Below are 11788 nucleotides of genomic sequence, written 5' to 3'. Positions count from 1 at the left end.
AATTTCGGCAGGATCGTGCCTTGTATGACCAGTAGGACACACGTGAGTCCACAGTGAACGAATTGAGAGTGAAGAGAATGACGCGACGACTGAAACAGGTGTTGGTGGGTATTTACCTAATGGGGCTGGCATCGATTAGTCACGGCCAAGGCGCGCTGGAGCTCGTGATTACATCGGGTGTCACCGACCCCACACCCATCGCAATCGTGCCGTTTGGCTGGGAAGGTGGGACCGCGCTGGCTGAAGATGTGGCCCAGGTGATTGAAGACGACCTGTCGAGCACCGGTCGCTTTCTGCCGTTTCCTCGCCGTAATATGTTGGAGCAACCCACTGACGACTACGAAGTAGACCTGGATGACTGGGGTTTGCTGGGTGTGGAATTTGTTGTGATCGGCAAAATACTGCCCAGTCAGAGTGGCATGGTAGACATTCGCTATTCGCTGTTTGACGTGGTCAAGCGCGAGCGGTTGGCAAGCCAGATCGTAAAGGCGCGGGCTGATCGAATGCGCAGTGCCGGGCATTTTATCGCCGACGAAATCTACGAGGCGTTGCTGGGTCAGCGTGGCATCTTTTCGACGCGGATCGCCTATGTCACACAATCTGAGGCGGGTGACTTTGAATTGGTCGTGGCCGATGCGGATGGCGAGAATGCCAAAACCGTCGTGCGTGCGCGTGAACCGATTATGTCCCCGGCCTGGTCACCCGATAGCGAACAACTGGCCTACGTGATTTTTGAGGAAGGCGGCTCGGCGATCTACATCCGCAATATTTATTCTGGGGCGGCGACTCGCGTCTCGGCGCGACAAGGCGTCAACGGCGCGCCGGCCTTTTCACCCGACGGTCAAATGCTGGCGCTGACGTTGTCGAGCCGAACGGGCAATCTGGATGTGTATACGCTGGACTTGAATACCCAAGAACTCAATCGAATTACCCGCTCGAGTGCCATTGATACGGAACCCGCCTGGTCAATGGACGGGCAGACTTTATACTTCAATTCCGATCGTAGCGGCGGCCCGCAGATCTATTCGGTGCCGGTCGCCGGGGGCAACCCCAGTCGAATTACATTTGAGGGCCGTTACAACGCGCGCCCGCGTGTGGCGCCGGACGGGCGGAGTCTGGCAGTCGTTCATGAGAATGACGGACAGTATCAAATTGGCCGAGTTGATCTGATCACCGGTGGCCTGACCCTGCTCAGTGATGGGCGTTTGGATGAATCGCCCAGCATCGCGCCCAACGGGGCGGTGCTGATCTATGCGACCAGCCGGGGACGTCTCGGCGGGCTCGCGACCGTATCGTCCGACGGGCAGGTGAAGCGAGAGTTGAATTCGAAAGGCACGTCGGTGCGGGAACCGGTCTGGTCGCCGTTTCCGCTCGAAACCAATTAAGCACGTAACAATCCTATTTTTTAGCTGAAATATCACTATAATGTGTCGGTGTTTGGCGGTCAGCGCGTCCATGGGGGGCACATGACTCGATCCACCAAATTGGAGTAACTACATGAACACGAAAATCGCAAGCCTGGTACTGGTCCTTTCAGTCGCGCTGTTCGGGTGTCAGTCGACCCAACAGGTGGTCGAGGAGCCCGCGCCCGAACCACAGGTCATGAAGCCGAAGCCGAAACCGGCGCCGAAACCAGCACCGCAAGTGGCCAAGCCCGCCGAGCCTAAGCCGGTTGACCCGAATTCCTACGAGGAATTGCTTAAAATTCGTACACTCTTTTTCGACTTCGACCGCAGCGACTTGCGCCCTGAAGATCAGAAAGTGGTGGCCGCACACGCACGCTTCCTGCGAGAAAACCCAGGATCGAAATTGCGACTCGAGGGCCACGCCGATGAGCGCGGTTCGCGAGAGTACAACATTGGTCTTGGCGAGCGTCGCGCCCAAACGGTCCGTCGCAACCTCGCGCTCCAAGGCGCGGGTGCCGATCAGTTGTCCACGATCAGCTATGGCGAAGAGAAGCCGCTCGATTCCGGTCACACCGAATCGTCATGGCAACTCAACCGCCGCGTTGAGTTGGTGTACAACTAATCGATTGAGATTGAAAAGCGCCAGAGTTCTCGCGAGCTCTGGCGCTTTGTTTGTTTTTAAGATTCGACGACAGGATTTGTCATGCCATACCGTGCAACCCGTTTACTGACCGCGCTTACATTAGGCACCACACTCGCACTCGGCGGCTGCGCCACCACGCCCGAACCCGATCCGGTTCTACTCAAACTCAATGAGCTTGAAGACCGACTGGTGGCGATCGAGCGGGTGGTGAATAACCAAAGTCTCGTGGGGCTGCAAGGCCAGCTTGATCAGTTAAAAGAAGACATGCGCTCGGTGCGGGGTACGGCGGAGCAGGTGCAATTTGAGAACGAAGCCGTGGCCAAGCGCCAACGCACGCAGTATTTGGACCTTGATGGTCGTATTGCCAAGTTGGAGCAGGGACGAGGCGCTTTCCCGAGTGTCAATGTTGCGGGCGCTAACTCGGCTTTCGCGGCGGGATCTGATCGCCAAAGCTACGAAGCGGCGTTTGATCTTTTGAAGAACGGGCGCTACGACGAAGCGAAAACGGCGTTTAGCGAGTTCACGACAAATTACCCAGGCAGCACGTTTGCCGACAACGCGAACTTTTGGTTGGCCGAAGCACACTACGTCACGGGCGATTTCGAGTCGGCCTTAGCTCAGTTTCAAAAGGTCATTACAGACTTTCCAAACAGTGCCAAAGTGGCGGATGCCTGGATGAAAGCCGGCTACTGTCAATATGAGCTGGGTGCCTATGGCGAAGCCCGCAGCGCACTGGAGGCGGTTGTTGCCAATTATCCGGACACCACGCCGGCACGCTTAGCGCAACAGCGCCTACAGCAAATGGCAGGCGAAGGCCGCTAATCAACGCGCCGCGGTGGCGCATCAGGCAACCGAGATACGAATGCAACGCGACGACCTGCCGGCGGCGCAACGTTTGCGCCTGACCGAAATCTTCTGTTCACTGCAAGGCGAGGCGCTCGATGCCGGCTGGCCGACGGTGTTCGTGCGTCTGACCGGTTGTCCATTGCGCTGTCAGTACTGCGACACGGAGTACGCGTTTCACGGCGGTGAGTGGCATGGGTTCGACGAGATACTCGATCGGGTTAATCAATTTGGTGTCCGCCATGTATGCGTGACGGGCGGCGAGCCGCTCGCACAACAAAACGTGATCGGCCTAATCTCTCGGCTGTGCGACGAAGGCTTCAAGGTGTCACTGGAGACTTCCGGTGCGATGGACGTCAGCCGTGTCGACCCGCGCTGTAGCAAGGTGCTCGATGTTAAAACACCGGGATCACGTGAAGAATCGCGCAACCGACTCGAGAATCTTGATTTCATTTCGCCTCACGACCAAATTAAGTTCGTGATTTGTGACCGCAACGACTATGACTGGTCCGTGGCGTTTATCGAGAGGCATAATCTCACCGATCGGAGCACCGTGTGGTTTTCTGCGAGCTTTAATCAACTTCCGCATCAGCAGTTAGCCGATTGGATCGTCGCTGATGCCTTGCCAGTGAGATTCCAGTTGCAGCTGCACAAAATTCTATGGGACGACGAACCGGGGCGTTAGACAAGAAGACGCAACGTCGTGTTATGCAGCGCTCTAATATTTGGAGTGTGGGTACGGCTCAATGGCGTCAACGGTGTGTTTGGATTGACTTAATGCGTTAGAACGCCACCAAAATGTCAACGGCCCAGTCGAAAATTGTGAGCTCTCTCAACTATCTAGGATTCTATGGTCGTCGTTACGGCGAACCGGCGGAAATGGGGCATTGCAAATGACGTTCAAGACTCAGTAAGCTGGGTCAATAACAAGAATATGTCTGGGGGACAAAATATGGTGTTGCAGCGAAGTTTGCTTGTAATTGGGTTGTTGTTTTGCCAACTCACTGCGCTGGGTCAGTGTGATCCGGATCCAGGGTTTGTTGGCGCCAGCTACCTAACCGGTGGTGTACAAGCGGGTGCACTTAATCAGCCGGACCCGGTTGTGCTTAGCTTCAACAGCACAGCTTCTGGCGGCGATCCACAGGATTCCGAATTCTTTTCGCTTGATACGGGCTTTGCCAATAATTCTCAAGCCATCGCCTCGGCAAGTTTGCGGACCGGCGCGATCGGTTTTTTCGTTACCACGTCGCCCACCGCTACAAATTCCTACGCCGGTGCTGGCGGTAATTTTTCTGACTATGTGTGTTTTAATTTTCCTAACGGCGAAACGTCAGCAGACATTCAAATTGTGATGGACACGGCAGGTTTGATTGATTGCTTTAATGGTGATTTAAGTTGCGTGGCAGGTGGTTCATTTTGGAATTCAACCATTAACTTTAACGGCGCGACCGTCAGCCGAGGTATTCGAGACTTGGCGCTGCCATTTGATCAGATCGTTCTTGATACCACGGTCAATGCGGGCCAGGTATACGGTCTCACGGTTTCGACCGGAGTCGGCGGCTCTTTTGGAGGCACCATCGATTTCCGTGATTCTTTGATTACACGATTTGTCTTGCCAGAGGGTGTCACGTTCGAATCGAACTCAGGCGTTTTGATGACCGAAACCATTACGCCGATGCCCGCACCGATTACAACACTTCGCAATCCTTTCCCATCGAGTGGACAGGGATATGGGATCGATGTAGCGATTGATGGCGATACTTCCGTCGTCGGGGCTAATGGTTACGTCACTGTCTTTGTCAATACAGGTGGATATTGGACCGAGCAGCAAGTTATTGAGGGCGAATTAAGTTACGGGCTTACTGTTGCAGTAGACAATGACACGATCGCGGTTGGTGCGGAATCTCAATGCGAAGGCGTTGGCGCATTCATGAACTGTGGTTTTGTGTATGTGTATGCACGTCAAGGTGACACATGGGTCGAGCAACAAGTGCTGGTGGCGAGCGACGCCGACAGTGCGGGCCTTGGGGATGCATTTGGAACGTCGTTGTCATTAGACGGCGACACACTCGTTGTGGGCGCCCGGCTAGAAGAGTCGCCGAGCCTCATGCAAAACGTGGGTGCGGTTTACGTGTTTACACGTACAGATGGTGTTTGGACAGAACAGCAAAAATTGGTCGCCACTACGCCATCCGAAAATGCACAGTTCGGTCGGGATGTCAGTTTGGATCAAGATTCACTCGCGATTACGTCGAGAACTGACGAAAATGGTGAATCTACAGGTTCCATTTACGTGTTTGCGCGTGTGGCGGACGTCTGGAGTCAACAGGCCAATCTGGTCGCTAGTGATGCGCCGCTAACGCAGGGTGCCGGTATTAGCAGCGTGGTGCTTCGAGCAGGGTCGCTGTTTTACGGAAACACTAATAATGTGAGTCCAGATATGCTTGGGGGAACGGTTTACAGTTTTACCGGCAGTGGGTCCAACTGGATTGAATCGTCAAAAATCACCGCGTCTGATGGTCAAAACGGTAATCAATTTGGTCGCTCCATCGGATTTGACGGAGACACTCTTATCATTGGTACGCCTGTTGGTGGTGATGATGTGTCGGTTTCTACTGGCGCGTTCTACCTCTTTAATCTCGTTAATGGGAGCTGGTCGGAGGTGCAGAAATTTAATGCTGAAGATGCCGAAAACGGCGATAACTATGCGAGTAGCCTTGCCCTAAGTGGCTCAGATGCGGTGGTTGGCGCGTGGGGCGTCAATCCGAATGGGCTTGCGTATACTTATGCTCTCGATGCGCAGCTGTCGGATGTTGATTCGGACGGCGTCATCGACTCGCTGGATAACTGCACGACGGTCGCAAATGCGGATCAGCGCGATACCAACGGTGATGGCTTTGGGAACCAATGCGATCCGGATTTCGATAACAATGGGGTTGTGAACTTTCTTGACATTGTCGCCTGGACGCCGAGCTTTGGTATGAATAGCTCGGGTGATCTTGATCTCGATGGCGATGGTACGCTCAATTTTGTCGATTTTTCGATTCTAGCCAACTATTTTCAACAGCCGCCAGGGCCAAGCGGCGCGGCGCCCTAGAAAGAGCAGTGTTCCAAGGGTGTTACCCGAACATGTTTGTCTAAGTGGCGTCTCACTCATTGAGTGGTTCCAGAATTCGCTCCTTTGATTCTACATTTCGACGTTCTATCTGTTCGTATTGTTTTCTAATACCGCTTTTTATTAGGTCGGGACATGCGGACAAAATGGCGTTAGTCTTACCTGCACTCAGGTGGGGGTAACATCAATGACTTCATCCAATATTCCTCGCGCGGTTGTGCTGCTTTCGGGTGGCCTGGATTCGGCGACAGCCCTCGCGATGGCCTCAGATGCTGGACACGAGTGCTTCGCGATGTCGGTGGATTACGGCCAACGACATCGAGCTGAACTCAACGCGGCACGAGCATTGGCACGAGCGTTTTCGGTGAGCGGTCACAAGGTGGTCGGCGTGGACCTTACCGCAATTGGTGGCTCAGCGTTGACTGAGGCGTCAATCGCGGTCCCGGAGCAGGAGGCGACGGGAATCCCGATTACGTATGTACCGGCCCGCAACACGGTATTGTTGGCGCTGGCGCTAGGCTATGCGGAGACGCTGGATGCACAGCACATTTATATCGGTGCAAACGCCGTTGACTACTCAGGTTATCCGGACTGTCGACCTGAATTCATTACGGCATTTGAGCGGCTTGCGAATGTGGCGACCAAAGCGGCTGTCGAGGGCCAGTCGGTAAAAATCGAGGCGCCGCTAATCGATCTTACTAAGGCACAGATCATTCAGCGCGGCATGGCCTTGGGCGTGGACTACGCGCTGACCGTTTCGTGTTATCAGGCAAGCGAAGACGGCGCGGCATGTGGTGTGTGTGACTCGTGTCGCTTGCGGAAACAAGGGTTTGTGGATGCTGGGGTGAGCGACCCAACGCGCTATCGATAAGTCTCCGAATCGTCTTGTTTTTTACCCAAAGTGGGGTATTATGCCGCTCTCTGAAGCGAAACGGGCCGTTAGCTCAGTTGGTAGAGCACCGGACTTTTAATCCGTTGGTCGTTGGTTCGAGCCCAACACGGCCCACCATTTCGTCTCGCTTTCTCCCTCCCAAACTCGTCTCAGTATTCAGCCGGCCTGGGTGCCCTAATCGGCCCATTCTGCCTTTCGGCGTGTGACGACCAATACGGGCCATGTCGCGAAGCGGTCGCACCCTTACCTGCGACCGCACAGGTACCTCGCTCGGCGCGCTTACCGTAAGACGGTCGGTCAAAATTAGTCGGTATTAACCGAATCATCATGCGCACGCAGGGCACCGGTGCGCAGTGTGCGCACTGACATAGCGCTCTTGAAGTCCCCGATTTGGTGCAGTCATCCAGCGGATTTTCGATCTGTCGACACACTCACATAATCGAATCAAACAAAGTAAGCAATTACAGCGCATAAGCAGCTAGTATTAAGGTGAGTTCGACTTTAATAACGCACTATATTGGTGCAGAATGTTGACCCAAAAAGACGCGGCCCGGAATAACCGCCCCAACTTGATGCAGTGGCATCAATTGACCACAATCGGCGCTCTTTTTGTGTGCAGACCAAATGGGGATCGCGGTGAATAGAGGGTTAAAAGTTTTTCTTATGGGGCTGGCCGCCATGCCGATCGCAGTTATGGCGGACGCCGGAATTGACAGTGGTGACACCGCCTGGATGCTGACGTCGTCCGCATTGGTGCTCTTTATGACGTTGCCCGGGCTGGCGTTGTTTTATGGTGGCCTTGTTCGCAATCACAACATTTTATCGTTACTCATGCAGTGTTTTGCGTTGTGTTGCGTGATGTCGTTCGCGTGGGTCCTTGCCGGCTATTCGCTGACGTTTTCAGGTTCCGGCGCGTACATCGGTGATTTGGCGAAGGCCTTTCTGAACGGTGTGGGGTTGGAAACGCCGTCTGGCTCGATTCCTGAAACCGTATTTGTGATGTTTCAGATGACCTTTGCGGTGATTACGCCTGCTCTGATTGTCGGTGCGGTGGCCGAGCGTATGCGTTTTTCCGCGCTGCTTCTGTTTTCAGTCCTTTGGCTGTTTGTTGTGTACATTCCGGTGGCCCACTGGGTATGGGGTGGTGGCTGGCTCGCGGAAATGGGCTTTCGCGATTTCGCCGGTGGTGCAGTGGTGCACATCAACGCCGGGGTGGCTGCCCTAGTGGCGGCGCTCATGATCGGAAATCGTCGTGGGTTCCCGCGCAAACCGATGCCACCGCACAATTTGCCCATGACCGTCACCGGGGCAGCGATGCTTTGGGTGGGCTGGTTTGGCTTTAATGCCGGCAGTGCGCTGACGGCGGGGTATGGTGCGGGCATGGCCATGTTGGTGACGCACTTGGGTGCAGCTGGCGGGTCGTTGGCGTGGATGGCGATGGAATGGATCCGCCACGGCAAGCCCAGCGTGCTCGGCATTGTGACCGGCATGGTGGCCGGACTCGGCACCATCACGCCAGCGTCAGGCTATGTGGGACCGATGGGCGCCATGGCGATCGGCTTATCCGCGGGGGTCGTGTGTTACTTCGCGACCCAATTCATCAAGCGAAAACTCGAGATCGACGACTCGCTTGACGTGTTTCCAGTGCACGGAGTAGGCGGGTTTTTAGGGACGTTACTCACGGCGGTGTTCTCCGCCAAGGTCTTCGGAGGACTGGGTTTAGATGAAGGCGTCTCGATTGGCAGTCAGCTGGGCGTTCAGGCCATCGGCTGTCTTGCAACGTTGGTTTGGTGTGGGGTGTTGACCTGGGTGCTATTGAAATTGATCGGCTTTGTCATACCCCTTCGCGTTTCGGACGAAAACGAAACGGAAGGTCTCGACCTTGCGCTTCATGGTGAGCGCGGCTACGAGCTGTAAGCGATCGCTATCCAATCATTACGCGTGCCGAAGAGCTGGCGCGTTTCGTCACATCGCCCCGCGACGCCTACCCGCGTCGCGGGGTGGTGTGAGGCGCATTTAGGGCGCGTGTGGCATCGCGGACGCTGAGGATAAAGAGGCGTTGCTCGCATCACAATTTCTCATGGGTTGAGTGAGGTACTCGCTCTCTTTTTGGGCTATGCTTCGGGCATGACCGCGCTGAGTGTAAACGTCAACAAAATTGCCTGGTTGCGCAACGCGCGTGGGGGCAACGATCCCGATATTTTGTGGGCTGTGCAAACCATCATCGATCAGGGAGCGCACGGCATCACCGTACACCCAAGACCCGATCTTCGACACATCCGGCCGGATGATGTACGGGCGATTGCGGATGCGGTAACCGTGGAATACAACATTGAAGGCAACCCCTTTGAGGGTGCGCTGGGCGACTATCCTGGGTTTTTATCACTCGTCAGAGAAGTGCGACCCGCGCAGGCCACGCTGGTGCCCGACAGTGTTGATCAAATTACATCGAACCAGGGTTGGCGCGTTGCCCGTCACCGGGATCGCCTTGAACGTGCGATCGGCGACCTCAAAGAGTTAGGGTGCCGCGTGAGTTTGTTTATGGACCCCGATTCGGACGAACTGGAGCTGGTCAAGCGACTGGGTGCAGACCGTGTGGAGTTGTACACCGAAGACTACGCCATCGCGCACAACACGTCGGATCACGATAAAGTCTTAAGTCGATACGCCGCGGCGGCCGCTGCCGCCCAAGAAATTGGCTTGGGCGTGAACGCGGGCCACGATCTGAATCGTCTAAACTTAGGTGATTTCTTGCAGATTCCAGGCATTCTCGAAGTGTCGATCGGACACGCCTTGATCTCGGATGCGCTCCAGTATGGCTTGTCAGAGACCGTAAAGCGCTACCTCGACTGCTTGTAGGAACAGTCGACGTTCACGCGGAGCGCTCGCGGGGTTGTGTATGACGACGGTTGAGTTCGCTGAGTACGGCGTCAAAGGGCACCTCGTGGGCCGACAGTAAGACCAGCAGGTGATACACCAGATCGGCGCTCTCGCCAATCAGCGCCGCGCGATCGGACTGTACGCCGGCAAGTGCCACTTCCACACCTTCCTCGCCCACCTTTTGAGCCACTTTGGCGTGGCCCTGTGACAATAGTCGCGCGGTATAACTGCCCTCGGCCGGCGCGCGCTTACGCTCGTCGATAATGCGTTCGAGTTCGCCCAGAAATCCGGCGCCAGTCAGGGGATTGGGCGTATCAAAACATGTGGACGTGCCCGTATGGCAAACGGGTCCGGCCGGAAGCGCATCGATAAGCAGCGTGTCCCGGTCACAGTCGGTGCGCAGCGAGACAAGTTTGAGCGTGTGTCCCGACGTCTCGCCCTTCGTCCACAGCGCTTGTCGGCTTCGGCTGTAAAACGTCACGTCACCGGATTCCAGTGTGTGTTGCACGGCGGTTTCGTTGCACCATGCCACCATGAGCACCTTGCCGGTCAGATAGTGTGTCACGACGGCCGGAATCAGGCCGTTCATTTTTTCCCAGTCGAGTGTTGGTAGGTCGGTATTCATGATCGTATGGTCACGCTGTTTTTCGAGAGAAAAGATTTTAGATCCGCAATTCGGATTTGCTTTTTGTGAAACACACTGGCGGCGAGCGCGCCGGAGACATCACATTGATTAAACACATCGGCAAAGTGCTGCTTTGTACCAGCGCCGCCTGACGCGATGAGTGGCACAGCGCAGCGCGCACGCATGGCCGTTAGCTGCTCGATGTCAAAGCCAGTGCGCGCCCCATCATGGCTCATGCAGTTAAGAACCACTTCACCTGCGCCACGTGCTTGAACCTCATCCAGCCACTCGCCGCTGTCACGTGAAACCTGTTCAGTCCGCGACGGATCGCCGGTGTTTTTATAGACGCTATAGGTGTGATCGATCAGATGACTGTCGATGCCAACCACGACGCACTGCGAACCAAACCGCGTGGCAAGCGCGTCAATTAAGTCGGGGTCTTCAAGTGCGGGCGTATTGATCGAAATTTTATCGGCGCCATGATTGAGCACACGCTCGGCCGCCTCGACGGAGCGAATGCCACCGGCAACACAAAAAGGAATGTTAATCACACGAGCGACACGCTCAATCCAGTCGAGCGATACCGATCGACCGGCCGGGCTTGCCGTGATGTCATAAAAAACGAGTTCGTCGGCGCCTTCGTCGCTGTAGTATTTGGCGAGCTCGACAATGTCACCGACCACCTCGTGATTTCGAAAGGCGACACCCTTTACCACCTGCTGATCTTTCACATCGAGGCAGGGAACTATGCGTTTGGCAAGAATGACCGTGCCTCTTCGAGTAGTTTCGGGCGTTGGTAGAGTGCGCGACCCACAATTGCGCCAGCGACGCCGGCGTCGCTGAGTGCGTGAAGATCATCAATGCCTCGAACGCCGCCTGACGCTTGAAAGTCGATCTGCGGATACCGTTCAACACATTCAGCATACAGTTCAACATTGGGTCCCTGCATGGCGCCATCGCGCGAGATGTCCGTGCACAACACATCGCTTAGGCCCAGATTGGCGTACTCGTCGAGCGTTGCCCACAGGGTGACCGTTGATTGTTCCTGCCAACCGTTAATGGCCAAACGCGGCTCGCCGTCAACGATTCGAACATCCAGGGCTAGCGTGATGTGTTCGGCGCCGTAATCGCTTAAGCACGTTTTGAGCGCACCTGGATCACTCACGACCAGGCTGCCCACAACGGCGCGCTCGACGCCGATCTGTAATGCACGCTGAATGCTCTGAGCAGAGCGCAATCCACCCCCGCACTGCACATGCAGGCCGTGAATTTGGCACAGTGATCGAAGCAGAGCATAGTCGATTGTGCCGCCTTCTCGCGCGCCATCAAGGTTGACCACATGTAGCCATGAACTGCCCGCGACCGCATAGCGCTTGGCCAGTGT

General features: G+C 55.5%; 11 protein-coding genes and 1 tRNA gene. 9 read left to right on the top strand and 3 right to left on the bottom strand.

The window, feature by feature from the left end; all coding sequences use genetic code 11:
* Positions 1-77: 77 nt before the first annotated feature.
* The 9 genes from tolB (at position 78) to AAF465_04345 (ending at position 9758) form a co-directional block, all read left to right on the top strand.
* Positions 78-1385 (top strand): Tol-Pal system beta propeller repeat protein TolB, encoded by a 1308-nt coding sequence (gene tolB / locus AAF465_04385; protein MEM7081947.1) that lies wholly within the window; start codon positions 78-80, stop codon positions 1383-1385.
* Between the two features lie 112 nt (positions 1386-1497).
* Positions 1498-2028, top strand: a complete 531-nt coding sequence (gene pal / locus AAF465_04380) for a peptidoglycan-associated lipoprotein Pal (protein ID MEM7081946.1) — start codon at positions 1498-1500, stop codon at positions 2026-2028.
* An 81-nt stretch (positions 2029-2109) separates the two neighbouring features.
* Positions 2110-2871, top strand: a complete 762-nt coding sequence (gene ybgF, locus AAF465_04375) for a tol-pal system protein YbgF (protein ID MEM7081945.1) — start codon at positions 2110-2112, stop codon at positions 2869-2871.
* Positions 2872-2911: 40 nt separating this feature from the next.
* Positions 2912-3577 (top strand): 7-carboxy-7-deazaguanine synthase QueE, encoded by a 666-nt coding sequence (gene queE, locus AAF465_04370; GenBank protein MEM7081944.1) that lies wholly within the window; start codon positions 2912-2914, stop codon positions 3575-3577.
* A gap of 249 nt (positions 3578-3826) precedes the next feature.
* Entirely contained in the window at positions 3827-5989 is a 2163-nt protein-coding gene (locus AAF465_04365; GenBank protein MEM7081943.1) for an FG-GAP repeat protein, read from the top strand.
* A gap of 205 nt (positions 5990-6194) precedes the next feature.
* The gene (gene queC / locus AAF465_04360; protein ID MEM7081942.1) at positions 6195-6878 is read left to right on the top strand and encodes a 7-cyano-7-deazaguanine synthase QueC; all 684 of its coding nucleotides are present in this window, start codon (positions 6195-6197) and stop codon (positions 6876-6878) included.
* 62 nt (positions 6879-6940) lie between these two features.
* Positions 6941-7016 (top strand) — tRNA-Lys (locus AAF465_04355).
* Positions 7017-7577: 561 nt separating this feature from the next.
* Entirely contained in the window at positions 7578-8816 is a 1239-nt protein-coding gene (locus tag AAF465_04350; protein ID MEM7081941.1) for an ammonium transporter, read from the top strand.
* Between the two features lie 210 nt (positions 8817-9026).
* Complete coding sequence (locus AAF465_04345; protein MEM7081940.1) at positions 9027-9758, top strand: pyridoxine 5'-phosphate synthase; 732 nt, start codon at positions 9027-9029, stop codon at positions 9756-9758.
* Positions 9759-9771: 13 nt separating this feature from the next.
* On the opposite strand, the gene hisIE is transcribed toward AAF465_04345, so the two are convergent.
* From hisIE to AAF465_04330, 3 genes are all read right to left on the bottom strand, one after another.
* Positions 9772-10404 (bottom strand): bifunctional phosphoribosyl-AMP cyclohydrolase/phosphoribosyl-ATP diphosphatase HisIE, encoded by a 633-nt coding sequence (hisIE, locus tag AAF465_04340; GenBank protein MEM7081939.1) that lies wholly within the window; start codon positions 10402-10404, stop codon positions 9772-9774.
* Positions 10401-11168 carry an imidazole glycerol phosphate synthase subunit HisF gene (hisF, locus tag AAF465_04335; protein MEM7081938.1) on the bottom strand — a complete coding sequence of 256 codons (768 nt, stop codon included), beginning with the start codon at positions 11166-11168 and terminating at the stop codon, positions 10401-10403. Before hisF ends, hisIE begins: the two co-directional genes overlap by 4 nt.
* Positions 11150-11788, bottom strand: a 639-nt coding sequence (locus tag AAF465_04330; protein MEM7081937.1) for a 1-(5-phosphoribosyl)-5-[(5-phosphoribosylamino)methylideneamino] imidazole-4-carboxamide isomerase, incomplete at its 5' end; no start/stop codon positions are given. The genes AAF465_04330 and hisF, both read right to left, overlap by 19 nt.

This window comes from Pseudomonadota bacterium, assembly GCA_039028935.1.
In the GTDB taxonomy this organism is placed as follows: domain Bacteria; phylum Pseudomonadota; class Gammaproteobacteria; order Steroidobacterales; family SZUA-146; genus SZUA-146.
The sequence above is the reverse complement of the archived record's forward strand: the minus strand, read 5'-3'. Positions and strand labels throughout refer to the sequence as shown.

Bases quoted from the DNA above. Each gene is read 5' to 3' on its own strand.
- pal (MEM7081946.1), top strand. From the start codon at position 1,498: ATGAACACGAAAATCGCAAGCCTGGTACTGGTCCTTTCAGTCGCGCTG.
- AAF465_04365 (MEM7081943.1), top strand. From the start codon at position 3,827: ATGTCTGGGGGACAAAATATGGTGTTGCAGCGAAGTTTGCTTGTAATT.
- queE (MEM7081944.1), top strand. From the start codon at position 2,912: ATGCAACGCGACGACCTGCCGGCGGCGCAACGTTTGCGCCTGACCGAA.
- AAF465_04345 (MEM7081940.1), top strand. From the start codon at position 9,027: ATGACCGCGCTGAGTGTAAACGTCAACAAAATTGCCTGGTTGCGCAAC.
- hisIE (MEM7081939.1), bottom strand. From the start codon at position 10,404: ATGAATACCGACCTACCAACACTCGACTGGGAAAAAATGAACGGCCTG.
- tolB (MEM7081947.1), top strand. From the start codon at position 78: ATGACGCGACGACTGAAACAGGTGTTGGTGGGTATTTACCTAATGGGG.
- ybgF (MEM7081945.1), top strand. From the start codon at position 2,110: ATGCCATACCGTGCAACCCGTTTACTGACCGCGCTTACATTAGGCACC.
- AAF465_04350 (MEM7081941.1), top strand. From the start codon at position 7,578: ATGCCGATCGCAGTTATGGCGGACGCCGGAATTGACAGTGGTGACACC.
- queC (MEM7081942.1), top strand. From the start codon at position 6,195: ATGACTTCATCCAATATTCCTCGCGCGGTTGTGCTGCTTTCGGGTGGC.